The sequence below is a fragment of the Spirosoma arcticum genome (genome assembly GCF_054779955.1).
The window spans coordinates 73,107-99,899 of sequence record NZ_BAAGXG010000008.1 but is presented as its reverse complement, the minus strand read 5'-3'; the positions used below and the strand labels follow the sequence as shown (position 1 = coordinate 99,899).

The 26,793-nt window shown below is 55.1% G+C and carries 26 protein-coding genes; 16 read left to right on the top strand and 10 right to left on the bottom strand.

Annotated features, from left to right (window positions below):
* Both ACYVHB_RS18920 and ACYVHB_RS18915 read left to right on the top strand, forming a co-directional pair.
* The coding region (locus tag ACYVHB_RS18920; RefSeq protein WP_461053345.1) for a CBM35 domain-containing protein at window positions 1-1,318 on the top strand (1,318 nt) is incomplete at its 5' end.
* 7 nt (window positions 1,319-1,325) lie between these two features.
* Entirely contained in the window at window positions 1,326-3,275 is a 1,950-nt protein-coding gene (locus ACYVHB_RS18915) for a hypothetical protein (protein WP_461053344.1), read from the top strand.
* 72 nt (window positions 3,276-3,347) lie between these two features.
* Here ACYVHB_RS18915 and argC read toward each other — a convergent pair whose 3' ends face one another.
* From argC to ACYVHB_RS18900, 3 genes are read right to left on the bottom strand one after another with little or no spacing between them, the layout of a single operon-like run.
* Window positions 3,348-4,352 carry an N-acetyl-gamma-glutamyl-phosphate reductase gene (gene argC / locus ACYVHB_RS18910; RefSeq protein ID WP_461053343.1) on the bottom strand — a complete coding sequence of 335 codons (1,005 nt, stop codon included), beginning with the start codon at window positions 4,350-4,352 and terminating at the stop codon, window positions 3,348-3,350.
* The gene (locus ACYVHB_RS18905; RefSeq protein ID WP_461053341.1) at window positions 4,349-5,542 is read right to left on the bottom strand and encodes a glycosyltransferase family 9 protein; all 1,194 of its coding nucleotides are present in this window, start codon (window positions 5,540-5,542) and stop codon (window positions 4,349-4,351) included. Before ACYVHB_RS18905 ends, argC begins: the two co-directional genes overlap by 4 nt.
* Before the next feature lie 8 nt (window positions 5,543-5,550).
* Window positions 5,551-6,741, bottom strand: coding sequence for an argininosuccinate synthase (locus tag ACYVHB_RS18900; protein WP_461053340.1), 1,191 nt, complete (start codon window positions 6,739-6,741; stop codon window positions 5,551-5,553).
* Window positions 6,742-6,909: 168 nt separating this feature from the next.
* Between ACYVHB_RS18900 and ACYVHB_RS18895 the strand changes: the two genes are divergently transcribed.
* A complete protein-coding gene (locus ACYVHB_RS18895; protein WP_461053339.1) occupies window positions 6,910-7,083 on the top strand; it encodes a hypothetical protein in 174 nt (57 codons plus the stop codon).
* 49 nt (window positions 7,084-7,132) lie between these two features.
* Here the strand turns inward: ACYVHB_RS18895 and ACYVHB_RS18890 are convergent, their stop codons facing one another.
* The 3 genes from ACYVHB_RS18890 to ACYVHB_RS18880 all read right to left on the bottom strand — a co-directional run bounded on the left by ACYVHB_RS18890 (window position 7,133) and on the right by ACYVHB_RS18880 (window position 9,923).
* Window positions 7,133-8,014, bottom strand: coding sequence for a diacylglycerol/lipid kinase family protein (locus ACYVHB_RS18890; RefSeq protein WP_461053338.1), 882 nt, complete (start codon window positions 8,012-8,014; stop codon window positions 7,133-7,135).
* 200 nt (window positions 8,015-8,214) lie between these two features.
* Window positions 8,215-8,952: a 3-oxoacyl-ACP reductase FabG gene (gene fabG / locus ACYVHB_RS18885; RefSeq protein WP_461053337.1), complete on the bottom strand. Its 738-nt coding sequence runs from the start codon at window positions 8,950-8,952 to the stop codon at window positions 8,215-8,217.
* Window positions 8,949-9,923 carry an NADPH:quinone oxidoreductase family protein gene (locus ACYVHB_RS18880; protein WP_461053336.1) on the bottom strand — a complete coding sequence of 325 codons (975 nt, stop codon included), beginning with the start codon at window positions 9,921-9,923 and terminating at the stop codon, window positions 8,949-8,951. Before ACYVHB_RS18880 ends, fabG begins: the two co-directional genes overlap by 4 nt.
* A 52-nt stretch (window positions 9,924-9,975) precedes the next feature.
* Between ACYVHB_RS18880 and ACYVHB_RS18875 the strand changes: the two genes are divergently transcribed.
* The gene (locus ACYVHB_RS18875) at window positions 9,976-10,419 is read left to right on the top strand and encodes a YybH family protein (RefSeq protein ID WP_461053335.1); all 444 of its coding nucleotides are present in this window, start codon (window positions 9,976-9,978) and stop codon (window positions 10,417-10,419) included.
* Between the two features lie 54 nt (window positions 10,420-10,473).
* On the opposite strand, the gene ACYVHB_RS18870 is transcribed toward ACYVHB_RS18875, so the two are convergent.
* Window positions 10,474-11,706 carry an acyltransferase family protein gene (locus ACYVHB_RS18870; protein WP_461053334.1) on the bottom strand — a complete coding sequence of 411 codons (1,233 nt, stop codon included), beginning with the start codon at window positions 11,704-11,706 and terminating at the stop codon, window positions 10,474-10,476.
* 169 nt (window positions 11,707-11,875) lie between these two features.
* On the opposite strand from ACYVHB_RS18870, the gene ACYVHB_RS18865 reads away from it, so the two are divergent.
* Window positions 11,876-12,286 carry a MaoC family dehydratase gene (locus ACYVHB_RS18865; RefSeq protein ID WP_461053333.1) on the top strand — a complete coding sequence of 137 codons (411 nt, stop codon included), beginning with the start codon at window positions 11,876-11,878 and terminating at the stop codon, window positions 12,284-12,286.
* A gap of 175 nt (window positions 12,287-12,461) precedes the next feature.
* Here ACYVHB_RS18865 and ACYVHB_RS18860 read toward each other — a convergent pair whose 3' ends face one another.
* Together ACYVHB_RS18860 and ACYVHB_RS18855 are read right to left on the bottom strand one after the other, a co-directional pair.
* Complete coding sequence (locus ACYVHB_RS18860) at window positions 12,462-12,647, bottom strand: histone H1 (RefSeq protein WP_461053332.1); 186 nt, start codon at window positions 12,645-12,647, stop codon at window positions 12,462-12,464.
* A gap of 143 nt (window positions 12,648-12,790) precedes the next feature.
* Complete coding sequence (locus ACYVHB_RS18855) at window positions 12,791-14,095, bottom strand: aminotransferase class I/II-fold pyridoxal phosphate-dependent enzyme (RefSeq protein WP_461053331.1); 1,305 nt, start codon at window positions 14,093-14,095, stop codon at window positions 12,791-12,793.
* A gap of 222 nt (window positions 14,096-14,317) precedes the next feature.
* Between ACYVHB_RS18855 and accC the strand changes: the two genes are divergently transcribed.
* From accC to ACYVHB_RS18825, 6 genes are all read left to right on the top strand, one after another.
* Entirely contained in the window at window positions 14,318-15,910 is a 1,593-nt protein-coding gene (gene accC / locus ACYVHB_RS18850; RefSeq protein ID WP_461053330.1) for an acetyl-CoA carboxylase biotin carboxylase subunit, read from the top strand.
* Entirely contained in the window at window positions 15,880-16,434 is a 555-nt protein-coding gene (locus ACYVHB_RS18845) for a GNAT family N-acetyltransferase (protein WP_461053329.1), read from the top strand. Before accC ends, ACYVHB_RS18845 begins: the two co-directional genes overlap by 31 nt.
* A gap of 135 nt (window positions 16,435-16,569) precedes the next feature.
* Window positions 16,570-18,534, top strand: a complete 1,965-nt coding sequence (locus ACYVHB_RS18840) for a hypothetical protein (protein ID WP_461053328.1) — start codon at window positions 16,570-16,572, stop codon at window positions 18,532-18,534.
* 55 nt (window positions 18,535-18,589) lie between these two features.
* Window positions 18,590-19,048, top strand: coding sequence for a MarR family winged helix-turn-helix transcriptional regulator (locus tag ACYVHB_RS18835; protein WP_461053327.1), 459 nt, complete (start codon window positions 18,590-18,592; stop codon window positions 19,046-19,048).
* A gap of 48 nt (window positions 19,049-19,096) precedes the next feature.
* Window positions 19,097-19,705 (top strand): YceI family protein, encoded by a 609-nt coding sequence (locus ACYVHB_RS18830; RefSeq protein WP_461053326.1) that lies wholly within the window; start codon window positions 19,097-19,099, stop codon window positions 19,703-19,705.
* A gap of 344 nt (window positions 19,706-20,049) precedes the next feature.
* Entirely contained in the window at window positions 20,050-21,636 is a 1,587-nt protein-coding gene (locus ACYVHB_RS18825; RefSeq protein ID WP_461053325.1) for a carboxylesterase/lipase family protein, read from the top strand.
* Window positions 21,637-21,682: 46 nt separating this feature from the next.
* Here ACYVHB_RS18825 and ACYVHB_RS18820 read toward each other — a convergent pair whose 3' ends face one another.
* Window positions 21,683-22,045 carry a DHCW motif cupin fold protein gene (locus tag ACYVHB_RS18820; protein ID WP_461053324.1) on the bottom strand — a complete coding sequence of 121 codons (363 nt, stop codon included), beginning with the start codon at window positions 22,043-22,045 and terminating at the stop codon, window positions 21,683-21,685.
* Between the two features lie 266 nt (window positions 22,046-22,311).
* On the opposite strand from ACYVHB_RS18820, the gene ACYVHB_RS18815 reads away from it, so the two are divergent.
* The 5 genes from ACYVHB_RS18815 to ACYVHB_RS18795 all read left to right on the top strand — a co-directional run bounded on the left by ACYVHB_RS18815 (window position 22,312) and on the right by ACYVHB_RS18795 (window position 26,764).
* Complete coding sequence (locus ACYVHB_RS18815; RefSeq protein WP_461053323.1) at window positions 22,312-23,250, top strand: aspartate carbamoyltransferase catalytic subunit; 939 nt, start codon at window positions 22,312-22,314, stop codon at window positions 23,248-23,250.
* A gap of 48 nt (window positions 23,251-23,298) precedes the next feature.
* On the top strand, window positions 23,299-23,877 hold the full coding sequence (locus ACYVHB_RS18810) for a Uma2 family endonuclease (RefSeq protein ID WP_461053322.1): 579 nt from the start codon (window positions 23,299-23,301) through the stop codon (window positions 23,875-23,877).
* Window positions 23,878-23,960: 83 nt separating this feature from the next.
* Entirely contained in the window at window positions 23,961-25,064 is a 1,104-nt protein-coding gene (locus ACYVHB_RS18805) for a vWA domain-containing protein (RefSeq protein ID WP_461053321.1), read from the top strand.
* A gap of 138 nt (window positions 25,065-25,202) precedes the next feature.
* Window positions 25,203-26,084, top strand: a complete 882-nt coding sequence (locus ACYVHB_RS18800) for a serine hydrolase (protein ID WP_461053320.1) — start codon at window positions 25,203-25,205, stop codon at window positions 26,082-26,084.
* A complete protein-coding gene (locus ACYVHB_RS18795; protein WP_461053319.1) occupies window positions 26,081-26,764 on the top strand; it encodes a uracil-DNA glycosylase family protein in 684 nt (227 codons plus the stop codon). Before ACYVHB_RS18800 ends, ACYVHB_RS18795 begins: the two co-directional genes overlap by 4 nt.
* Window positions 26,765-26,793: the final 29 nt, after the last annotated feature.

The window sequence follows — 26,793 nt, the reverse complement described above, 5'->3', positions numbered from 1 at the left end:
CAGCGGGACGGTGACCTGGAGCAGTGGACAGACCGGCAGCAGCATCAGCGTCGACGCGGTGGGCAACTACTCGGCCACTTGCACCACCAATGGCTGCGTCAGCGGTTCGTCTACTTCCCTCACGCTCACTTCGTGTCTCCCCGCATCGACCAGCGGTTGCACGAGTTTCGCGCCAGTATGTTCGGGTAACAGTCAGGAGATGCGCACCGTCACCATCAACGTCACCACGGCGGGCACCTACCCCCTGAGCATCGGCTACCGATCCCCCGAAGGCAATGTCGAGGGCATCCTGCGCATCAACGGCGTCAGCCAAAACCTGCGCTTCAACCAGACCAACGCCTACGCCACCCTGAACCTGCCCGCCGTGACCCTCAAGGCAGGTGACAATACGATTGGGTTCAGCAGCGGAACCGCCGGTGGGTATCTGTGCTTCAACAGCGTTTGCGTCGGTAGCGGAGGCTGCACCCCCCCGGCCCCGCCCACCCTGAGCGCCAGCACTACCCAGGTCTGCCCCAACAATGCAGCCACGCTGACAGCCAGCGGCTGCAGCGGGACGGTGAACTGGTCGACGGGGCAAAGCGGTAACAGTATTATCGTTACCAATGTGGGCAACTACTCAGCTACCTGTACCACCAATGACTGCGTAAGTGCCCCCTCTAGATCGCTCACCCTAATCACTTGCCCCGCCTTACCCGTCAGTGGCTGCACGAATTTTGCACCCGTGTGCTCAGGTAACAACCAGGAGGTACGCACCGTCATCATCACGGTGGTTAAAGCGGGCAACTACCCCCTGACGATCAGCTACCGCTCACCAGAAAGCAGCGTGGACGGCATCGTGCGCATTAACAACGTCAGCCAAAATCTGCGCTTCAGTCAGGCCACTTCCTTTGTGGCGTTGACCATTGCATCGGTATCGCTCAAAGAAGGTGAGAACAGAATTGAGTTGAGCAGCGGCAACAGCAACGGAACCGGCGGTGGTTATCTGTGCTTCAACAGCGTCTGCGCGGGTAATGGCGGGGGCTGCACGCCCCCGGCCCCGCCCACCCTGAGCGCCAGCACCACCCAGGTCTGCCCCAACGCCCCCGCTGTTCTAACGGCCAGCGGTTGCAACGGAACGATAACCTGGTCCACCGGCGTGACGGGCAACAGCATCAACCTGAACACGGCGGGTACGTACTCGGCAATCTGTACCACCAGCAACGGTTGCTCCGGCGCATCCTCCACCCCTATTACCCTCACCACCTGCTCGACGCCAACCACCGGCAGCTGTTCGATAGACGACTACTCATCCGAAATCAATATCACTTACAAGCCTTAACAACACCATGCGTACCTTCTTTTTCGGATTGCTATTGCTGGCCTACTACGTCAGCCCTGCTCAAACAATTATTGGTTACCGGGTGTCCACGCTGCCCGACAACCAAAAGCTTATTTTCGCACTTTATTCCGATGGGTCGCGCCAGTGCGTAAACTCGCTTCCCGACGACCGGCCGACTGATCGTGTTGGTGGTCTGGTCAAGCTTACCTACGCTCCCGAACCCAAGCGGGTGGTCAACGCGGCTCAGTTTGGTCTGAACAAATATTATTCGCCTAATTTCAAGTTCAGCGTCGATTTTAGAAACACGAGTGAGTCATTGGACGATAAGCGTCGGCAGGGCGTAAACCTGTTTGGTAACTTCGCCGTGACTGAAGCTGAGCAACGGAACCTTCCCTTCGGCGAGGGTTTAGTTTACGCCACAGAAGCCGGACTACACGGCCCGCTGGAAGGAGCTGGTTACTTCGAAAACTCGCTGGCCACCCTTGAGCAGCATTATCAGGGGAAGGCGGTCGGGGCAGAACGGGGCTACTGGTCCGCTAACATTGAAGCGTCGAGCGAGTGGTACCCCGGCAATGCAGGATCCATTTATCCGGGCTTTTCCAAAGTTGGCACTTACAAGAATGGTCATTTCCCCGAGGACTGGAACTCGGCTAAGAACAAGACCATCACCCTCGAATCGACGGGAGAAACCAACGTTTCATTACAAACCCTCGCCAACCGGGGCGCGGGCGCGTGGGAACGGGAAAAAAACACGCGCCGAACGAACCGGGTTGTCCTGCTGCTCCAGATGGCCCGCCAGCGTTCGCCATTCGGAGGTCTGTGCGCCTTCGGCTCATCCATGTACCAAGGCCAGCCCGACAAAGGCACTGCCTATGAGACGGCCGTTTTCCAGGATGGATTCGCCGACGTGTCGCACATTGGCGGTGACGGCAACGGTAACATCACCATCAACGGGCGGCAGTACGTGCTTAAGGGCGATGTGTACAGTAACGAGACGATGCATCTCGATTATTATTACCAGTTTAAATTTGACATAGGCGAGTCGGACTATAACGATATATGGGTTGACCAGAACCCCGCCAAACAAAACTACGAATCTATCTGGGCCGCCATCAAAACGCGCCACGTCGTTGCCGATCAGGTAGGCCACTGGCAGGCCAACCGGTATCGAATGAAAAACCGGGGTGGCCAGTCGATCCGGCCTACGCTGATGATGCGCGAGCTGATGTACGAAGATGATATTGCCGGACAGGTAGAGAATCGGGGCAACGTAATCGGCCGGGTGCCAACGGGTATGGATACGGGCTGTATCAACTTCAACGACGGCGGCAACCCCTGCGACGACCTACCCAAGATCTGGATCCCCCCCTACGAGATGTACAGTTACTACGCTGTCCATCGGTTCTTAGAGGGCGGCATCATTGGCAGCGGCTTTCACCTGTTCAACGCGCCGGGCCGGTTTAATTTTGCTACCTGGCAGGGGTCTAATCATGCCTTCCACAGCGTTACGGCTTTGTTTCAGGCGCGGGCCGACCTCCAGATTTACGAACGATTTTTCGATAATTCTACGATGGAAGAGCAGCCCGAAGTCAAACCCGACCAGGTGGGCGACTGGCAGCGCTATGACGCAATTCAGGCGTATAACTACACAGAAGGCAGGCCCGGCCCGCAGCGGCCAGTCTACCTCATTCGCTACACCCCCGTGGCAAACGGCTGGCGGGTCGTGATTTTGGGCGGCCACAACCTCCGGCACGGTCAGGAGCGTACCGACTTAGTCCGAATGCCGGGCGGCCTGTTGAACGGGAATCAGTTTCGCATTAAGCTGCGTGGCCCGGCCGCGCAGGTATTCGAGTTTATTGTTTCCAATCAGGATACCGATCAGATCTACGAAGCAACGCCCACCCCACAGTTTGGTTTTGAACAGGCAGGTTATGCCGGGCGCGTGGGTCACAACTGAAAACGTTTTTAACACCCGTTGCGCAAGGTTGGTCACTACCGTGTGGCAAGGCACTACACCGGTGGGGCTGGCTCAAAACGCCACGGCCTTCAGCTGTAGACCCGTGTCTTCGGGCAGACCGAAGATCAGGTTCATGTTCTGAACGGCCTGCCCCGACGCGCCTTTAAGCAGGTTGTCGATGACGCTCGTAATCAGCAACTGCCCGTCGTGGAGTTCCAGATGCAGGAAACACTTGTTGGTGTTGACAACCTGCTTCACATCAAGGGGAGCGTCGCTGAGGTGCGTAAACGGATGGGAGACATAGTAGGTGCGGTACAGTTGACTGGCCTCATCCAGCGTTCCCGCAAAGGGCGTATGCACATTGGCCATAATGCCGCGCGTGAAATCACCCCGGTATGGTATAAAATTGATGGCGTGGCTAAAATCGGGGGCACCGTGGAATCGGGCGAGCATGGTCAGGGTCTGGCGAATTTCGGTCAGATGCTGGTGCGAGAATGCCTTGTAGATAGAAACGTTGTTGTTGCGCCACGTAAAGCCCGTAGTCGGCATCAGCGCCTGTCCCGCGCCGGTACTGCCCGTGATGGCACTCACCTGCACGGCCCCGGTGAGCCGCCCGGCTCTGGCCAGCGGCAGCAGCGCTAACTGAATGCTGGTGGCAAAACAGCCGGGATTGGCAATGCGGGTGGCTTCCTGAATGCGCTCGCGCTGAAGTTCAGGGAGACCATACACGAAATCGTCCTGTTCCCCGCGAAAATCCGCGCTGAGGTCGATCACCGCGATGTCGTCCGAAATGTCGTGCTCAGCCATAAACGTGGCCGACGCCCCGTGGCCGGAGCACAGGAAAAGAACGTCGATTCCAGCCTGTCCGAGCAGAACGGCGGGGTCATCGCCCGAAAAAGTCAGGTCCGTATCGCCCAGCAGGTCGGTATGCGTCGTCCAGACGGGTTGTCCCGACTGGCTTTTGCTGTGCACGAACGCGATGTTAACGAACGGGTGATGGAGCAGAATGCGCAGCAGTTCGCCACCGGTGTAGCCCGCCCCGCCGATGATGCCCGCGTTGATGAGTTGATTTGTCACTGTACTTTAATTACGGAAGCTGACTGAACCGCCCGGAGCGCCCGGTCGATGACGTCCTCGTCGAACCGCTCCACATAGGCACTCACGAAACCCGGCCGGTCGATGGTTAGGTTCCGGCTGGCGGGGTGATTGTGAAACACAAAGGAAGGCTGATTGCCAATCGGGAAAAACTGCAGGCCCATACCCTCGTTAAAGAAGGAAACGGTTGGGCAAAATATGACGCACAGGTGCGCCGGTAACGAATCGAGCGTGACGGCAAATGCCGCCTGCCGGGCCAGCGTGGCCAGTTCCCGAATGGTCAACGTGCCCACTGCCGCTACGAACCGATGCGTTTCGGCGGGGAAAGCGTGCCGGGCAGCGCTGTAGAGCTGATTGGTCAGCGACGTTTGACCCCCAAAAACAAACGTCGCGTCTGGCTGCTGACGGACTAAACGGGCCACAACGTGGTGCCAGAACGCAGGTGGCAGTTCGCGCTCGGGACTGCCCGTTTCCGGAAACAACAGCACGACCGGACCATCCGGCATGGGCACTCGTAACTTCTCCCAAACCGTTTCTACCGCCAGATGGCCAGTCGGAAAATATGGCGTCACCGTTCGGATATCGGCTTCTACACCCATCTTGCCGAACAACTCACCGATCACGCTGAAATTATGAAACTCGCCGTCGGGCAAAAAAAACTCGTCATCGAGCAGACCGCCCCACCCATACGAGCCAAACCCAATGGCGCGTTTCACCCGCAGAAAGGGCAACAAAAAATGCATGGGAGCGCTCGAAAACCGGATGTCGATTGAGTAGTCGTACGCTTCGTTGCGCAGTCGGGCAATGGCCGCGCGGGCCGTCTGGCCAAACACGCGCCACTTCTGAGCCGTCGTCAGCGCCCGCCGGTTGGTGCTTGGGTGATCCACTGACACCGTTCGTCGTATGTACGGATTGTTGGCCCAGATGGGATCGCACCACGACCCCGCCACCACGTCGATCTGCGCACCGGGGTAGCGCTGGTGAATGAGTGGAAAGGTGTAGGACAGAATCAGCGCGTCGCCGAGGTGCCCCGACGTCATCACCAGCACGGTCGGGCGGTCCATAGCGGGCGTTTTCCGGCGTTTGCGAGCCAGCCCGGCGTAGGCATCCACGACCAGATCGAGCACCTGAAGGGGATAGGCCACGCTGCGGGGAGCGCAGTATTTTCGCACTTTCCCGATCACTGATTATTGATTTTTTCGTAGATCATGACCTGGTTCGAGGCTACTTTCGAGAAACCCCGCACGTCGTCGCCCGACCAGGCGTTGTTCATTTCGCCATACGAGCCGAATACCGGCGACATCAGGTCGTGGTCCGACTCGATGCCCAGCACCTGGAACCGATAGGGAGCCAGCAGCACGTGAACCTTACCGGAGACGTGGCTCTGAGTGTCGGCCAGAAACGTTTCGATGTTGCGCATGACAGGGTCCATAAACTGCCCTTCGTGGAGCATGGTGCCATACCAGTTTGCGAGTTGATCTTTCCAGTACAACTGCCATTTGCCCAACACGTGCTTTTCGAGAGTGTGGTGCGCTTTAATCAAAATCAACGGAGCCGGAGCCTCAAAACCCACGCGGCCTTTGATGCCGATGATCGTGTCGCCCACGTGAATATCGCGACCAATGCCGAACGGTCCGGCCAGTTCGGTCAGTTTGCGGATAGCGTCGACGGGATTATCGTATTGTTCGTTGGCAATGCCCTTAATTTCGCCGTGCTCAAAGGTTAGCGTAATGGTTTCCGGTTCACTTTTTGTCACTTGCGTGGGCCAGGCGGATTCGGGCAGAAACTGATCGGAGGTAAGCGTTTCTTTGCCGCCTACCGAGGTTCCCCACAGGCCCTTGTTGATGGAGTAAGCCGCTTTGTGCCACTCTTGCTCCACGCCTTTAGCCTTCAGGTACTCAATTTCGGCATCGCGCGAGAGTTTCAAGTCGCGGATGGGTGTGATGATTTCGGCGTCGGGGGCAATGATCCGAAACGCCATGTCGAACCGTACCTGATCGTTACCCGCGCCGGTGCTGCCGTGCGCAATGGCCGTCGCGCCGATCTTCCGGGCGTATTCGGCCGCTGCGATGGCCTGAAAAATCCGCTCGGCACTCACGCAGAGCGGATACGTGTTGTTTTTCAGTACATTACCGAACACCAGAAACTTCAGGCACTGCTGGTAGTAGTCATCGGTTTTCGAGATCGTCACGTGCGATTTGACACCGAGCGAGTAAGCCCGTTCCTCAATGGCGGTCAGTTCGGCATCCGAAAAGCCGCCCGTATCGACCAGCACCGAGTGAACGTCCATGCCCCGATCTTCGGACAGATATTTAACGCAGAAGGAGGTATCGAGACCTCCGCTAAAGGCAAGAACTACTTTTTGAGACATTGGCTGGTCCCCGTCAGCCGGTTTGGTTAGCCCGGCGTGGGGATGGTTTTGAGGGGGCAAATATCGGGCATGTTCGCGTAACTTGCATGGATGAATTACCCACCGTACCCGTTTGAGTCGTTACCTGATGGTTTGTATTATCTTTAACCTGATTAACTGGGCCGACTCATGGGAACTGCACTAAAAAAGAACAGGAGTATTGAGGAGAATCTGAAAGATCCTGAATTCGTCAAAAGTCTTCGGGAACACCCCATTATCGAGAATAAAGTGGAGCGGGCTAAGAAGAATTTAGCTGCAATGAAAGCAATAGAACACGTAAAAGAGAAGGACACGCGTAATTGATATGAACGTGCCGGTCGCGTTTACGAAGTGTCCTTTCGAGTGCCCATTCTCACAGCAACACCAGCAAACTCCCCGGCAGTATCCGCACATCAGCCGTGCCAGAGGGCAGCATCAGCGGTTCACCATCGGCGTGGATCAGCAACGGACCGTCGGTTTGGACAGTTGCTTTAGTGATGGAATGGCCCTGCCAGTAGCTCGACTGGTTCAGCGTTTTGTTGAACAGCCGCCACGTAAGTACCCCCGTTAGCTGGGCCGGAAAGGGCCTCATCTCGCATTGATCCAAACGCCCATCGGCAATGTTAGCCGTTGGCGCCATCCAGGCTCCGTTACCGAACTGCCCGGCGTTGGCAAACGTCAGCGAAAACAGCGGCTTCTCCTCCCCCCCATCGATTCGGAATCGCCCCGGCCGATACGCCCAGTAGGCCCGGAACGCGGTGCGGATGTAAGTCGGCAGGCCGCGCACTGGCTGTTGCGCAAAGGCGTGTGCGACGTAGGCCTCGAACCCCAACCCAGCCGTGCAGAAAAACGGGTGTTCGTTGATTTCGGCGCTGTCGATTACCACCGGCCGACCGCTCAGGGCGCGTTCAATAGCGTTTATTGGATTAAGCGGAATACCCAGATGCCGCGCCAGGCCATTGCCCGACCCAATGGGCACAATCCCCAGCGCCGTAGCCGACCGCCGGAGCGCCCGCGCCGTTTCGTTGATGGTGCCGTCGCCCCCAATGGCCAGCACCCGGCTCGCACCCTGCGCAACGGCGGCAGTGGCTAATTCGGTGGCGTGGCCGGGGTGCGTTGTCAGAACGGCTTCGGCCGCATAACCCAGCGCATCGGCCCGGTGCAGGAACGTGTCGCGCAACCGGACTTTGTGCGTACCCGACGTGGTACCCGACAACGGATTAATGATGGCCAGTACGGTCGAACGTGCAGTCACTCAGGAGAAAAAGATAAAGAGAATAAGAATGAAGACGACGATGAACACGTAGTACCAGCCATCCGAAAAGATGTACGGTTTGTATTCGTTGTAAAATTTACGGACTCGGTTCATAAAATGGGTGTTGAGTGTTTGAGTGCATGGGTGTTTACGGTTGACTACTTAAACACCCACATACCTAAACAACAAGCTAACCAATATTACGACGCCTGCCCGCCGTTGACGGCCAGCACGTGACCATTGACGAACGAGGCTTCGTCAGAGGCTAAATATAAGTAAGCATAAGCAATGTCGGATGGCTCGCCGATGCGCCGGGCCGGGATAGTGGCAATGGCCTGATTTTTAATTTCGTCGGGCATGGCATCGGTCATGGGGGTACGGATATAGCCCGGTGCTACAGCATTGGCCGTGATGCCCTTCGGCCCCAGCTCTTTCGCCCACGAACGCACCATCCCGATGATACCCGCCTTAGCGGCTGCGTAGTTTGTTTGCCCAAATGCGCCGTGCACACCCACAATGGACGACGTACAGATGATGCGTCCGTATTTCTGCTCAACCATGTACGGGGCAACAACTTTAGTGCAGTTGAACACGCCCGTCAGGTTCACATCGATGACCTGCTGCCACTCGCCGAACGACATTTTGAGCAAGCTTTTATCACGGGTGATGCCCGCATTGTTGATTAGAATGTCGATGCGGCCATAGCGTTCGTTAATGTCGCGGGCTGCGGCTTCGATGCTGGGCACGTCGGTGGTGCTGACGTGCATGAACTCGCACCGGAATCCCTGATCGCGCAGGGCCTGGGCAGTGGTTTCGCCTTCGTCGAGCAAATCCCAGATAATGACGGTGGCCCCTTCGCGGCAGAATACCTCGGCGGCTCCCTGCCCAATTCCTCTGGCGGCTCCGGTGATGATGGCAACTTTATTTTGTAGTCTCATAGTTTTATTACGGCCTTCCCTACTACCCGACGTTCCATCAGGTCGCGGAGGGCGTTGGGCGCTTCGGCTAATGAATACAGTTTGTAGATGTGTTGTTTTAGCTGACCCGACGCAATCCAGTTCAGAATCTGCCCGAAGTTCTGCATACTCGTTTTGGGTTCGCGTTGCGCAAAGGCCCCCCAGAATACCCCCACAATGGACGCGCCTTTGAGCAGGGCCAGATTAAGCGGAATGCTGGGAATTTCACCAGCTGCAAACCCGACGACTAAGTACCGTCCTTTCCAGGCCAGCGACCGGATGGCGGGTTCGGCGTAGCGGTCGCCAACGGGATCGTAGACCACGTCGACGCCGTTGCCATTGCTTAACTCTTTAACTCGGTCGCGCAGATTTTCGGTGGTGTAGTTGATGGTTTGGGCGGCTCCCATTGCCCGGCAAACCGCCAGTTTCTCGTCGGTCGATGCGGCTGCGATGACCCGCGCGCCCATCAGAACGCCCAACTGCACGGCGGCCAGTCCCACGCCCCCGGCGGCTCCCAGCACCAGCAGCGTTTCTCCCGGTTGCAGGTTGGCACGATCTTTCAGGGCGTAGTACGATGTTCCATACGTGTACATCGTCGACGCAGCCGTCACGAAGTCCATTCCGGCGGGAATGGGCAGTGTTGTGGCAGCGCTCGTAACAACTTCTTCGGCAAATCCACCGTGGATAGACATTGAAAACACGGCGTCGCCCACCTTTAGATGATTGACGCCCTCCCCTACTTCGGTAATCGTACCCGACACCTCGCCACCGGGCGAAAAGGGAAGAGTTGGTTTGAACTGGTATTTTCCTTCGATAATGAGCGTGTCGGGGAAGTTAACCCCGCAGGCCTCGACCCGGACAACAACCTGCCCTTTACCCGCTTTTGGGCCTGGTACGTCGGTTAAAACGAGTTGATCGGGTGGACCGAACTGCTGACAGACAATAGCTTTCATTTACAAACCTACCCCTATTGCTGTAGTTTTACCAAAAATCTAACTTATCGGTATGAAGGCATCCATCTACCTGCTTTTTCTATCCCTGCTCACGTTTCCCGCCCGTAGTCAACAGGATGCTACCAACGACCGCCGGGCTATCTTGCTGGTTCTCAAACGTCAAACCGAAGACTGGAATGCCGGGCGGGTCGACAAATTTATGGTTGGCTACTGGCCTTCCGATTCGCTCACGTTCGTGGGAAAAACCGGCATTACCTACGGCTATCAACCCACGCTGGCCAATTACAAAAAGCGGTATCCTGACCGGGCATCGATGGGAACGCTTAAATTCGATATTCTTCAACTCGACTTCCCGGCTCCGGACGTTGCCTACGTCATTGGTCGCTGGCACCTGACCCGCCCCAAAATTGGCGACGCAAACGGCCATTTCACGCTCCTCTGGCGCAAGATCAGAAAACGCTGGGTTATTGTAAGTGACCATTCCAGCCAGCAGTGAATAGTGAATAAGCGAATGTACAGCGCATTCACATTCACTGGTGAGCCAGCCCGGTCATTCGCCAATTCGCTCATTCACTAATTGCGTTGGTTCCTTCGCCGAAAGCCGGTCGCGGAGTTCGGTAACGGGTTTCTCGAAGTACTTGAACAGCAGCGTCGACAGCACCAGTACCAACGTCCAGAACAAGCCTACTTTCAGCCAGCCGACCGCGAGCGACGTGGTTGGAATTCGGTCGACAACGGTCATCATGATGGGCGTCAGGTTGAGCAAGTACATCGAATACGAAATCAGGCTGACGTGGGTGATGGCGCGTCCGATGCCGAACCGTGCCCAGCTACCCGCAGCCGTCCGCCAGCCATCCATGTACGGCATCAACAGCGTCATGCTCAGACCGATAAGCAAAAAATAAACCGTGCGTTTGTAAAAGACATAGGCTGGATACAAACCCGTTTCAACGTATAGGTGCAGCATAATCACCGACGCCGAGAGCGCGATCAGTGCCGTCAGCAGCAGCCCCAGCAGCAGCAATCGGCGACGCAGTGCGGGGTTGGTCCACCGAGCGGGAAAATAGTGCTTTCCGTAAGCAGCCAGTACGCCGTAGCTGATGGCGTCCAAGCGCGTGACAACGATGCCCCGATACCCCAGTTCACCAGCCGAAATGGGCACCTGAAGCGCCGTGACGAGCCGATACGCGTTTGAGCCGATGATGACGAATAGAATCATGGCCAGCACGATTCGCCGACGTGGCCAGCGTTCCGACAACAGCGTATGCAACCCCCACAGCACCAGCGGCAGGCTGATATACGACCATTCTTCGATGGCTAAACTCCACGTTTCGGGAAAGAAGCCCGCTAACTCTGCGGTAAAATTTTGCAAGAAGAAATAGTATTCAAGCAGCGTTCGGGCAGGCGGCAGTGTGTGCTGCAACCCGCTCCGCCACGCCCGCAGCAACGCCGTCACGATCAGGGCCGTCAGCACGAAATAATAAGCGGGGAGGGTACGGAACCACCGGCGCGTCCAGAAGTTTAGCAGCAGGTCGCGGTCGAAACCGCCGTTTTTCTCGTAAGATCGAATCAGGATGCCGCCGATCAGAAAGCCACTCAGCACAAAGAACAACTCGACGCCGTCGGGCAGCAGGTGGTGCCAGAATGCCGGGCTGTGATAGTCTTTCAGAGCGATGCCTGCGTGCGAATCAACAACAATCAGAATGGCCATGGCCCGCATGACATCCAACCCAAAGACGCGCCTGCTGTGCAGCGTACCGAGCGAAAACAAATTTCTACCCATAGATGAACTGAATCGACTGCAAAACTACGCGCAATCGCTCAGACTTGAAGGAAATGATGAATGATGAGCGATAAATGATGAATGTTTCAGAAACACATTCCGAACTTTACCGGGTTTTCTCTATGTCATTCATCATTCATCATTCATCATTCATCATTCATCATTCAAAATGACTGACTTCGCCCTTGACGCTGTCCACCGGTCCGTTTTTCGATTCTCACAGGCCGACGTAGTTGATTTTGCCCGCGTAACCGGCGACAGCAACCCCCTCCACCTCGACGCCGACTACGCAGCCACTACGCCCTTCAAACGACCCATTATTCACGGTATGTTAGGAGCCAGCGTATTCACCAAAGTCCTCGGCACTGAATTTCCCGGTTATGGCTCCGTGTACTTAAACCAGACGATGGAGTTCCTGCGTCCGATGTTTGTCGATACCGACTACGAAGCCGTTTTCACGGTTAAGTCGATCAACCCGGAGAAGCACACCGCCGAAATTCTGGGCGAACTACGCGACGTGCAAACCGGAAAAGTGACCACGCGGGGTGTTGCCACGCTCATGCACCGGGAGAAGATTTAAGGTTGTGGTTAAAGGAGTTTGTGACGGTCCGCCGTAGCGGTTCATAGTTCCTGCGGCTGGCAACTACAAACCGCTACGGCGGACCGTCACAAACTCCTTTAACTCAAAAACACCCCCGTCAGCGGGATTGCCTGACGGGGGTGTTATGGGTGCGGCTGGGAGACCGACCGGCAACTTACGCTTTTTCGGCGCTGTTCTTGGCTTCCTGAACTTCCGAACGAATCTCTTGTGCCAGGGTCTTCAAATCCTGCATTCCCTTGCGAACGCGGGTACCAGCGGCCTGGTTTTTCTTGTCATAAAACTTCTCGAAATCACCTTCGAGCGACATTACCAAATTCTTTACTTCATCAAAGCGTGCCATAGTAATATGTACGGGTTTAAGTGAAAAAAGTGCCCAAATTCCGCTAAAAACGCGGTTTTCGGCTGAAATTTAGTCATTCTCACATACAGCGCAATAGATGAGTCAAAAAATTAGCTGAAAAATGCAAATTTTTTGCAAAAACCCTATTCAGTGGCTGCTTCAGCCGATACTTCGAGCGTTTCAGGGTCAGTTTGGGTGTCCGTTTGGCGGTATACACCCCGTTCCAGCTTATCAGCCACGACCGAAAACGCATCGAGCGTAATTTGCACGTCTTCGAGGGTGTGCGCGGCCGTTGGAATGATGCGCAGCATGATAATGCCTTTAGGCACTACGGGATAGACGACGACGGAACAGAAGATACCGAGGTTCTCGCGCAGATCGCGGATCAAAGCGACCACTTCGGGTATGCCGCCCTGCATGTTTTGCAGCAGTACCGGCGTTACCGGCGACTGCGTATCGCCGATGACAAAACCCCGTTCACGCAGGCCATCCTGCATAGCCCGAACGTTGGCCCAGAGTTTGTCGCGGAACTCCGACGAGTTCCGGATCATGTCTAATCGCTTCAATCCGCCCACCACATAAGGCATGGGGAGGGCCTTGGCGTACGTCTGCGACCGCATGTTGTATTTGAGGTACATGATGATGTCGTGGTCGGCGGCAATAAACGCACCAATGGCCGCCATCGACTTGGCGAAGGTTGAGAAATACAGGTCGATACCGTCCTGGCAACCTAACATCTCACCAACACCCGCACCCGTTTCGCCCATCGTACCAAATCCGTGCGCATCATCGACCAGCAGCCGAAATTCGTACTTGTCTTTCAGCGCCACGATCTGATCCAGACTGCCCACTTTACCCGACATGCCAAACACCCCTTCAGTAATGACGAGGATGCTGCCGTTTTTCTCAGCCGCTTTGCGCGTAGCCCGCTGGAGGTTTTTTTCCAGACTGGCCATGTCGTTGTGGTTAAATTTGTAATACTCGCCCAATTTCGCCTTGTGGAGCCGGATGCCGTCGATGAGGCAGGCGTGGCAGTCGGCATCGTATACAATCACGTCGCGGTGATCAACAACGGCTTCAATGGCCGACATCACGCCCTGGTAACCGTAGTTGAGCAGAAACGCATCTTCCTTACCAACAAAGTTGGCCAGCTCTTTCTCAAACTGCTCGTGGAGATCGCTGTTGCCCGACATCATGCGGGCACCCATCGGATACGCTAAGCCCCACTGCGCCGACGCATCGGCATCGACCTTTCGGATGTCGGGATGATTCGCTAAACCGAGATAATTGTTGAGACTCCAGTTCAGCACTTCCTTTCCCTGAAACCGCATGTGCGGACCGAGTTCTCCTTCGAGTTTGGGAAATGAGAAATAATGATGACCGTTATACTCCCGGGATGGCGAACCGATGGGGCCTAAATTTTGACGCAGTTTCTCAAATAAATCCACTTAGTAAGCTCGTTTAGCGGGCTAATGCCCTGTTTATTACACGGTAAGTGCAAAAATACGTCTAAGGTTCCGGTCATACAAATCAATGCACAAAATTCAAGGTACCGCTTTGTGTAAGAAAAGTTCTCGCAGATTTTCGCAAATTACTTCGCCGACATTCGCCAATTAACTTCTTATTTGCGAGAATCTGCGTTATAATCTGCGGACATCTGCGAGAACGATATGCCAGTCATCAACAAGCTGTTAATTGCCAACCGGGGCGAAATTGCCCTGCGCATCATGCGGACGGCCCGCGAAATGGGCATCCAAACCGTGGCCATCTATTCCGAGGCCGACCGCAACGCCCTGCACGTTCGCTACGCCGACGAAGCGGTGTGCGTGGGTCCAGCGCCCTCGGCCGAGTCCTACCTGCGGGCCGACACGATCATCGACGTATGCCGTCAGCTCAAGGTCGACGCCATTCACCCCGGTTACGGTTTCCTGTCTGAGAATGCCAATTTTGCCCGCTTGGTGCGCGACGCCGGTCTGATCTTCGTTGGTCCCTCACCCGAAGCCATCGAAATGATGGGCAGTAAATTAGCCGCCAAAGCCGCCGTTGCTGCCTACGACATCCCGATGGTGCCGGGAACGCCCTCAGCCATCACCGACAGGGCCGAAGCCAAAGTGATCTCGGCCAAAATCGGCTACCCAATCCTGATCAAAGCCAGCGCGGGCGGGGGTGGTAAAGGGATGCGCATCGTGGAAAACGACGCCGAGTTCGACGAGCAGATGGACCGCGCCGTGAGCGAAGCGGTGTCGGCCTTTGGCGACGGATCGGTGTTTATTGAGAAGTACGTCACCTCACCCCGGCACGTCGAAATTCAGGTGCTCGGCGATCAGCACGGCAACATTATTCACCTCTTTGAGCGCGAGTGTTCCGTGCAGCGTCGGCACCAGAAAGTGGTTGAAGAAGCACCCTCGGCTATTCTGACGCCCGCTATTCGGGACGCCATGGGCCGGGCGGCCGTCGACGTGGCCCGCGCCTGCGGCTACTACGGAGCCGGTACGGTCGAGTTCATCGTCAACGATAATTTAGATTTTTACTTTCTGGAGATGAACACCCGGCTTCAGGTCGAGCACCCCGTTACGGAGCAGATTACGGGCGTAGATCTGGTAAAAGAGATGATCTACATCGCCGAGGGCAAGCCGCTGACCATTAGGCAGGAAGAGTTGCAGATTAAAGGCCACGCCATCGAGCTACGCGTGTATGCCGAAGACCCGGCCAACAATTTCCTGCCCGACGTTGGGACGCTCGATACGTACGTGCGGCCCCAGGGTAACGGCGTTCGGGTCGACGACGGGTTTGAGCAGGGCATGGCCATTCCCATTTACTACGACCCGATGATCGCCAAACTCATCACGTACGGCAACAGCCGCGCCGAAGCCATCCAGAAAATGATCCGGGCCATCGACGAGTACCAGATTTCGGGTGTGCAGACAACGCTGCCGTTTGGCCGGTTCGTGATGGAGCACGAAGCCTTCCGCAGTGGTCAGTTCGACACGGGTTTTGTGAGTAAATACTTTACGCCCAGCCTGTCGGAAGGCCCGCACCGGCGTACCGGCACCTCCGCCGGTGCGGTGGATTCGCCGGAGAAGCTGACGCCGGAACCGGACGCGACGGAAAATGAACTGGCGGCTGTGCTGGCCGCTTACTTGCTGGAAAATAATAAAGCAAAAAGCAGTGGTAAGATTGCAGCAACGTCCGAGTCAGAAACGCTCCAAGGGACCACCCGAACTGTGAGTAAGTGGAAAACGAATCGACAATCATTCCCGTGACCATCCGACCCGCCACCCTTGCCGACACGGCCCGGCTCACTGACCTCGCGGCCGTCACCATGCGCGAAGCCTTTGGCCCACCCCACAACCCGGCCGAACTGGTAGACGAGTATATCGCGTCGGCCATTACACAATCAATTCTCGAAACCGAACTGGCCGACCCCAGGTCCTGGTTTTTTGTGCTCGAAGCCGATGACCAGACACCTGTTGGGTACGCCAAACTCCGCCGACACGCGCCCCCGCGCCGGATCCCCCAACCGCATCGGCACCACGCCATCGAGCTTCAACGTATTTACCTGCTACAGAGCCAGGTGGGACAAGGTCAGGGCAAGATGCTAATGAATTATTGTCTCGACTGGGCGCGGGCGGCCGGACACCAGACTGTTTGGCTGGGCGTGTGGGAACGGAACGAGCGGGCACTGGCTTTTTATGAGAAAATGGGCTTTACACGATTCGGATACCACTACTTTCTCTTCGGTTCCGAACGGCAGCGCGACTATTGGCTGTATAAATCGTTAAGTTAGTCTATAGTTATCCCGGACAGCCTCTGGCTGTCGGTATGATTAAGTAAACAACTCCGACTGCCAGAGGCTGTCCGGGATAACTACCTGTTTAAACCATCGGCGACGAGCGGCTTCTAACCCGTACTAACTCTGGCAATGAATCAACTGTATTCCCGTGCGTACTGGCCTCGGCTTCGCCCCTACCTGGTGTGGTTGATGCTGTATGCCGGGTGCAGTGCCAGAACCTTCGCCCAGACGGATACCACTGGCCGAAAAGCAAAAAAAGCCGCTACTGATTCACTTGCTACGCCCAACTCAACCGCCACCGCCGACAGCATTCTGATGCAGCGCGACAGCGTTTTTTATACGCGCCTGAAATCAAACATGTACAAACGGCGGCTGACACGACAGCTCTACGACGCCGTGTTCCGGGATGTTTACAACAGCCGCGTTCGGACCGGCGAGGTTAATCAGATTGAAGTCAACCCGTTTGTGCCCTTCGAGGGACGCATCATTGGGAGTATCTACATCCGGCGACTCGGTGTGTTTGGGCAGTCGGTGTACGATACACTGCGAAAATCCGGCAACTGGGTTGAACGAGCGGGCAACCGGGTCCATGTCAACACCCGCGAAAACGTTATTCGCCGGTCGTATCTGCTGTTTAAAGAAGGTGACGAAGTGAATCCTAACGTACTGCGCGACAACGAGCGGCTGCTCCGTAACACGTCGATTTTCCACGATGCCCGGATTCTGGTGCTGCCCCGCGACGGAAGCCGCCAGTTTGTCGATGTGTACGTGATTACGCAGGACGTCTGGTCGCTGCTGCCCACCGGTGGAGCAAGCGCACTAAACCGCTTCAGCATTGGCTTTGAACAGCGTAATTTCCGGGGGCTGGGCCACCAGCTATACAGTCAGTTTAACTACAACGGCACCGATCCCCGGCAGCGAGCCGAGTACCGGGGCCGTTACACCGTGCCGTTTATTGGAAAGACATTCCTGACGGCGCAGGCCGAGTTGCTCTACCTACGCGACCTTAAACAGACGTCGGTGCGGCTGTTCCGGCCATTTCTGACGCCCGACACCAAGTACGCTGGTTCCATTGAAGTTAACCACACCCGCGTCAACGAGCGCGTTATTACCCGCGACGATTCGGTGCTGGTGGCCCCCCTGCGCTATAATTATTCCGACGTGTGGTTCGGCCGGTCGTTCCGGCTATTCTACAGACAGCAGGACTCCGACGAAAAAGGACGGTCGCGGCTCATCATCGCCCTCCGCAACACGAACTATGAATACCTCGACCGTCCCAATGTAACGGCCGATACCAATCAGCGCTACCAGGATAGCCGCACAACGCTGTTCAGCGTGGGATTCTCCCGGCGCAAATACATTCGCGATGTGCTTATTTACGGGTTTGGCCGTACCGAAGACGTACCCGTTGGCGAGTCCATCGCGGGCGTTATTGGCTTCGACAATGCCGAACTGGGGCAGCGGCTGTACACGGGCCTGAATTTCTCGCAGGGTAAATACATCAAGCGAATCGGCTACGTCTACGGGTTAGTCAGTGTGGGAGGGTACACCCGCACCAAAGGCATCGAGCAGAGTGTGCTGTCGCTCGAATCAAATTACTTCAGCCCGTTGCTGAAAACGAAATGGGGTAACATGCGCCATTTTTTCAACAGCCGTTTTACCACCGGCATTGGACGGTTCGAGAATGAGTACATCACGCTGGGCAGCAACGGCAGCGGCATCAACACGGACGGTATCGGCATCAACAGCGATGCGTTACGGGGCACCAAACGCTGGCTTATCAACTACGAAAACATTCTGTTCTCACAACTGAACTTAGTCGGTTTCCGGGTAGCGTTCATCACCTTTGCCAACGTCGGCCTGGTCAGCTTCCCCGACCGCTCGTTGCTGCGTGGCCCCTTGTACCAGGGCTATGGCATTGGGTTTCGATTGCGAAACGAAAACCTGACGTTCAATAGTTTTCAGATCCGGCTCTCTTATTATCCTAATATCCCCGGCAATACATCACCGTTTCGCTTTGCTTTTGAGGGTATTCCGGCCCTGCGCTTCCGAGACTTCGATCTGTCTGCTCCATTAATTACGCCCTACCGATAAAATAAATTCGTATTTAATGTTGATACATTAAATGTAATTGTCTTATATTTGCGGCATGTCCATCGAAACCGACATTAAGCAGGCCACGCCGTTTAAAACACCGTATCACCGGGTGATGGTCAACCTGATATTCACCAGCAACTGGGTAGCCGATAGCCAGATGAGGCTGCTGAAGCCGTTTGGACTGACGATACAACAGTATAATGTGCTCCGAATTTTACGCGGGCAGTATCCCAACCCGGTTAAGGTGAGCGACATTACCGAGCGAATGCTCGACAAGATGTCTAATGCCTCACGCTTAGTCGATAAGTTAGTGGCCAAGGGGCATGTTCTACGGACCGAGTGCCCCAGCGACCGCCGGGCGGTTGACGTGGTCATCACCGATTCGGGGATGGCCCTGCTCAAACGGCTCGATGTTCACCAGGCCGAGTGGGACAAAACGCAGCACTGTAAGTTGACCGAAGACGAAGCGGTTCACCTCAGTCAATTGCTCGACCAGCTCCGGTCCTCATAATCCGTATTAACCATGTTTATTTATACAACCACTTACAAACACAATTCCATGAAAACACGTCAATTTCTGGCTGGTATAGTCGCCGTAGCGGTGATGGTCAGCGCATCCGCCTTTGGTCCCGGTAAAAAAGCACCAACAACGTTTAAAGTCGACACACAGAAGAGCGTTCTAAACTGGAACGGCAAGAAAGTGACCGGTGAGCACAGCGGTACCATTAAGTTGAGCGACGGGATGATGATGGTCGACGGCGGTAAGCTATCCGGCGGCACCTTCACCTTCGACATGAACAGCATCGTTAACACCGACCTGACCGACGCGGGCTACAACGCCAAATTCATCGGCCACATGAAGTCGGAAGATTTTTTCAACACGACGAAATTTCCGACCTCGACGTTCAAAGTGACGAAAGTGACGCCGAAGGGTGGCGACGCGTATGACATTACGGGCAACATGACCATCAAGGGCATCACTAACGCCGTAACGTTCCCCGCCACGGTGAAGATGACCGCTAACTCGATCACGGCCGATGGCAAAGCTGTCCTCGACCGCACGAAGTACGACATCCGTTATGGCTCGAAGTCATTCTTCGAAAACATCGGCGACAAAGCGATCTATGATGATTTCACGGTTGAAATGAAACTCGTCGCGTCTAAATAAGCGTCGTTTCGTAGTCCACCGAATCAGTGAATCAAAAAATCCCCGACACCCAACGGTGCCGGGGATTTTGTAGTTTATACCAGTGTATTATTCATTTCGATGCCTAAACCAGACAAAATTTCCTGGAAGTCAGCGGACTACCGTCGAACCACGGGGGCAATTGCTATTGATTAATCAGTTTTGCATCCTAAACTTGTTATATTGACACCGGCTTTTGTGTCATAGTTTTCACGTCGGCCACACGAGCTTTGTTTGGCAACCGGCCACGAAAAAAAGCACATAAAAGCACATAAATTAACGGACTTCGCTTCCACAGAAGCGTTTTAGCGGCTAAACCTATTGGGATGAAAGACTTTTGCACATTGCTGATTTTGTCAGTTTGGGGAATGGCTGCCTTCGCCCAACCGACGGCTATTACCTCGGTGACCCTTGTTGCGGCTACCGAAGCGGGGCCGGTGATGGGCCAGCGGTTGAATGGTATCAATACATTCAAAAACATTCCGTACGCAGCGCCACCGGTTGATGAACTGCGCTTTGCCGCTCCGGCCAAACATAAACCCTGGACGGGCGTACGCGACGCCCGACAGACGGGACCAACGGCTCCTTTCCCTACTCAACCCGACGGCGATATGGACGGAAAACCGGTCTTTGGCGCAGGTTGGGTCAAAGGCGATGACTACCTGACCACCAACATCTGGACACCCGGCGAAGCAGGTCAGCGGTTGCCCGTGATGGTGTTTATTCACGGGGGAGCGTTTGTGTTGGGCACCGGAAATGGCCCGCTCTACGATGGCACCCAACTGGCAAAAAAAGGAGTCGTATCCGTTTCGCTGAATTACCGGCTCGGTATCGAAGGGTTCCTTAAAATCAAAGGCGTACCTTCTAATCTTGGTATTCGGGATCAGTTAGCAGCGCTGCAATGGGTACGAGACAACATTGCCCAGTTTGGGGGCGATCCGGCGAACGTGACTATTTTTGGCGAGTCCGCCGGGGCGATGAGTGTGGGCGTGTTGCTGGTCAGCCCGGCGGCTAAAGGCTTGTTCAGGCGGGGGATAATGATGAGTGGATCGGGGCAGGCAGTGCTGAGTGGCGAACAGGCCGACCGCATCGCCACTCAGTACGCCAAAAAGCTGAAAATCAGCAACACCAGCGAAGCGTATCGCCGGTTTTCGCCCGAGGAACTATTGGCAGCCCAGCAAAAAGTAACGCCTAAAATGGTTAAGCTCGAAACCGACGAATACACCGATCCAACGGGCGGTTTGGTATTGTACTTACCCGTGATTGACGGCGACATCATTCCCGACATTCCGTTAAAACAGGTGCAGAAAGGAACTGCCGATGACTTTGATCTGCTGCTGGGCAACAACGCCGACGAGGCCAACTACTTTCTGGTTCCAACTGGCCTGCTGAAAAAGGTCAAGTTCAATTTTATTCTTAAAAAAGCAGTCCAGCGACTACACCCTGCGCCCTCGGTCCTGATAGCGGTTTACAAACAAGCATACCCCAACCAGAATCTGGGAGCACTGTTGTCGACCATCCTGACGGCCTATCAGTTTCAGGTGCCCACGATCCGCTATGCGGACGCCCATGCCCGACAAGGGGGAAAAACCTATCTTTATGAATTTACCTGGAAGTCGCCCGTGGCTAATGGAACATACGGAGCCTACCACGGGCTTGGCCTTCCCTTCGTGTTTAATCAGTTGCCCTTAGTAACGGGTCCGAGGGGGATGCTGGGCGCAGAAGGTGGTCCGGTTAGCTTAGCCGAGCAAATGCAGACGGCCTGGGTGAACTTTGCAAAAACGGGTGATCCAGGCTCAGGCTGGTTGCCCTACACCTCTACGGATCGAAACACGATGCGGATTGACCAGGCCTGGCAATTACAACGCGATGCGCACCAGTCGGAACTGAAAGCCTGGGAAGGTGTCAGATAGCCATAAGCCGATCACTACATTTCAGGCTACGGCCATTGGCACTGACCTACAAACTGGTTGACTCGCCCGCCAGAAAACCGCCATCCACAATGAACAGCGTAGCGCCTGCATCGGTGCGGGTGCGGTGAACACTTTCCTGATCGGACACTTCAAAAGACATCCCCTGTGTAAGCCGGAACACTTGATTGTCAGCCAGCTCTATCTCCAGCACGCCCGAAACGACGAACATAATATGCCCCCGTTTGCACCAGTGATCAGACAGGAAGCGGGGCGAGTAATCGACTAACCGGACGCGCAACGACCCAAATTTAAGGGTCCGCCAACGGGCCGTTCCTGACTCGCCAGGGTACTCGGTAGCGGGCACTTCGGTCCAGTCGGTAACTTGAAAGGGAATAGAAGGGGTGTGCATTACAAAAAGAGATAACGGGTAGTAACGCCAGAATCAGCGCAGGAATAGTGTAATCAATTAGCTGGTAAGGGTCTCGTCGCCGATGGTTTGAACCGACGAATAATCCCGTTCGGCAAAGTTGATACGCTGTCACCAATTAAACAACCGCTATGCCCTACCGATGACTGCAAGATTGCGATACGGACGGTGGCCTGGTGATCATTCGCTAAAAATAAGCAGTGGCCAATGCTATCTTTGCCCAATTTTATAGCGCTCCGTTACCCCTCATGGCCCAATCGACCCGTCGAACCGCCCTCAGCGTCCGCCATCTGGTGGGCATCAAAGACCTAACCGAGTCCGACATTCAGTTGATTCTGGAAACGGCCGACCAATTTAAGGAAGTCATCAACCGCCCCATCAAGAAAGTACCGTCCCTGCGCGACGTGACCATTGCCAACGTTTTTTTCGAGAACTCGACCCGCACCCGGCTTTCGTTTGAACTGGCCGAAAAGCGGCTTTCGGCTGACGTCGTTAACTTTTCGGCGTCCGGCTCGTCGGTCAAAAAAGGGGAGACGCTGTTAGACACGGTCAACAACATCCTGGCCATGAAAGTCGACATGGTCGTGATGCGCCACAGCAGCCCCGGCGCTCCGCATTACCTCACCAAGCACATTAAGGCCAACGTCGTCAACGCGGGCGACGGTACCCACGAGCACCCTACGCAGGCACTGCTCGACTCGTTTTCGATTCGCCAGGTCCTCGGCGAGGTAGCGGGTAAACGCATTGCCATCATCGGCGATATCACGCACTCGCGGGTAGCACTGTCCAACATTTTCTGTCTGCAAAAGCAGGGAGCGGAGGTGATGGTTTGTGGCCCGAAAACGCTGATTCCGAAGCATATCGAAGCCCTCGGCGTTCGCGTGGGGCACGACGTTCGGGCGGCTTTAGCGTGGTGTGACGTAGCCAACGTGCTGCGCATTCAGTTGGAGCGCCAGCAGATCAAGTATTTCCCGTCGTTGCGGGAGTATTCGCTTTATTTCGGCATCTCAAAACAGATGCTCGATGAGCTGGACCGCCCCATTGTGCTGATGCACCCCGGCCCCATCAACCGGGGCGTTGAACTCACCTCCGACGCGGCCGATTCGAGCCACAGCATTATTCTGGATCAGGTCGAAAACGGCGTGGCGGTGCGCATGGCGGTGCTGTATTTGCTGGCGCAGTTGTGAAGATTTTGCGTAAATTTCGTTATAGTTAGGTTAAACTGATTGCTGTTCATGGAACTGGAACTACGCACCCTACATCCGCCCCGCTCTCGCGAATTCGACGACGACTTTTTCTTTGACCTCTGTCAGGCCAATGAAACCGTCCGGTTGGAACGCGACACGAACGGAAATATCATTTTTATGCCCCCCACTGGAACAGAAACAGGACGGTACAATGCCGATGTATCCGGCGAAATCTGGAGTTGGAACCGCCGTACCAAACTCGGTTACGCCTTCGACTCATCGACTGGCTTTAAACTACCCAACTCCGCCGTTCGGTCGCCGGACGTAGCCTGGGTAAATAAAGAAAAATGGGATAGCGTACCGGAGAAAGATCGAAAAAGGTTCGCCCCGCTTTGTCCCGATTTTGTGGTAGAAATTCGGTCAACGAGCGACGAACTGAAGGTACTAAAGGAGAAAATGGAAGAATACCGGGAAAACGGCGTCCGCTTAGGCTGGCTAATCGACCGGGCGGGCAAGCAGGTGTTTATCTACCGGGAGAACGGTTCCATTGAAATTAAACAAGGCGTTAGCGTTATCCTATCGGGGGAAGGCGTGCTGCCCGAACTGGTTGTGCAACTTGATCTGTAGCGCCCCTCACCCAGCCGAACAAATCCCGGAAACCCGCTGTTCACTGAATAACCGGCTGACGTACGATTTACACCCCTATTTTTATGAAAGGCTTTAATTTTTCCGACTTCGTACCTCCCGAACAAAAGGAAGGCTCCAAGTTCGATCAACTGCTTAATATCTTCCAGCAACTCCTGCTGCTGACCTCCGGCGACGTGGAGCAGGCAATGTCGTGGATGAGTCAGCTCGACCGACAGTATGGCCTGACCGACGATAAATACGGCATTGGTAACTTCTTCGATGACCTCAAAGAAAAGGGCTACCTAACCGAGTCGAACGAGGAAGGCAAGATTGTGATGACGCCCAAAAGCGAACAGACGATCCGCCGGTCGGCACTGGAAGAGATATTCGGCAAGCTCGAACGCTCCAAGTCGGGTGGCAATCACCAGACGCCCTACACCGGCACCGGCGACGAGTTGAGCAGCGACATACGAACCTATCAGTTCGGTGACTCGCTGGAGCAGATTTCAATGACCGAGTCGATTCGCAACGCGCAGATCAACAGCGGTGTTGAGGACTTCACGTTGATGGAGCGCGATCTGGAAGTGACGCAGAAAGAGCAGAAAACGCAGACGTCGACCGTGCTAATGATCGACATCAGTCACTCAATGATTTTGTACGGCGAGGACCGCATCACGCCCGCCAAAAAAGTAGCCCTCGCGCTGGTTGAACTCATCAAAATCAAGTACCCCAAAGACACCCTCGACATTGTGGTGTTTGGCAACGACGCCTGGCAAATTCAGGCTAAGGACCTCCCCTACTTAGAGGTTGGCCCCTACCACACGAACACGGTGGCCGGTCTGGAGTTGGCGATGGATTTGTTGCGTCGGCGAAAGAACAAGAACAAGCAGATTTTCATGATTACGGACGGCAAGCCGACCTGCCTGAAAGAAGGCATCAAATACTACAAAAACTCATTCGGACTGGACCGCAAGGTGGTTAGTAAAACGCTGACGCTGGCTGCGCAGGCCCGCCGACTGGAGATCCCCGTCACGACGTTCATGATTGCGAGCGATCCGTACCTGAAGCAATTCGTGCAGGAGTTTACGAAGGTGAACAACGGTCGGGCCTACTACAGCGGTTTACAGGGCCTGGGCAATATGATGTTCGAGGATTTTCAACGGAATCGCCGGAAGAATATTAAATAAGCTCCCAACGCTAAAGCGGTGGGCTAATAGCCATTCGTGCATCAACGTTTGTTAGCCCACCGCTTTAGCGAACAGCCACACATCTGCCAGCCTTTATCAGCCCACCGCTTTAGCGTTGGGAACGCGTGAAAAAATAATATGCAATCAATACTATCACGCAAAGTCGGGGCTATTGTCCCGACTTTGTTTTTGCTGCTGAGCATGATGTCAACCGTTTCGGCCCAGCCCCTGACCGACTCGCTGACGGCTTATCTACGTCGGTTCGGTCCGGCGACCCAACCCACCAGCGCACGGGTGAGCATGGCCGTAAAGTCACTGACCGACAGCACCATTGCATTCGAGCACCGGGCCGACGAGCGGGTGCCATCGGCGAGTGTGATCAAGCTGGCGATTATGCTCGAAGCGATGGAGCAGGTGAAAGCCGGGACGCTCGACCCGGACGAAATTCACATTCTGATCGACGCCGAAAAAACGGGGGGCGATGGGGTGCTGAAAACGTATTCGCACCGCAGCCGCATTGCCTACCGCGAACTACTCCGGCTCATGATGATCTATAGCGACAACACTGCTACGAACATTTTTATCAACGAACTCGGCCTGGATGCAATCAACGCCCGGATGCGAACGATTGGCCTGACGAAGAGCCAGTTAAACCGCGTGATGATGGACACGCTGGCCGCCCGGCAGGGACACGAGAACTACGTCACAGCACGCGAGATGAACAAGTTACTACAGAAAATTTACCGTCACGAGGTTGCGACACCTGCCCTCTGCGAACAAATGATTGGCATTTTAAAACAGAACGAAGACACATTAACAATCCCACGACTGTTAACCAAAGGCACCGTGGTGGCCCACAAAACCGGCGAGTTGACGTACGTCCGGGGTGATGCAGGCATTGTCTACGCCAAGCATCCTTTTCTATTGTCGGTATTCGTTGAAGGCGTGCCTACATCGGAAGCCGAACGAATTATTGGGGAGATCGCGCTGATTTGTTACACGTACTTCTCGGACAAATGACCACTTTCGCCGACCGCGCCATCGCCTATTACAACGACCTCGAAGCACCCACAAGTCTACCGTTGGGCGTTGGTGTCATGAATCCGTATCAGCAGCCGGACGTTCAACGGATTGTCGGGGAGTTTTACACGAAATTTTACAGCGATACTACTATCCGCGTATTCGTGCTGGGCATCAACCCCGGTCGATTTGGCGCGGGCGTAACGGGCATCTCGTTTACCACGCCCCAGAATTTGCGCCGGTACTGCGGCATCGAAAATGACCTGCGTGATACCCCTGAACTATCCAGCCGGTTTATTTACCAGGTCGTCGATGCGTTTGGCGGAGCGGCTGAATTCTACGGCAAGTTTTTTCTAAGCTCATTATTTCCGCTGGCTCTCACCAAAGACGCGAAAAACTACAATTTCTACGATGACCGCGTCACGACCAACGCCCTTTGGCCCGCCATCACTGAAACGGTTCGGGTACAAATTAGCTTTGGGTACGACCGACGGGTAGCCGTGTGTTTAGGCCGCAAGAATGAAACGTATTTGCGCCGACTGAATGAACAGCAGGGCTTTTTCGACCGCATCGTCACCCTCGACCATCCGCGTTATATTTTGCAGTACAAAAGCAAAGACACCCCGATTTATCTGGAACGCTACATTGCTCTGTTGCATGACTGTTTGGAAATAGCATAAAAACCGGCTCACCCGTTGAGGTAAGCCGG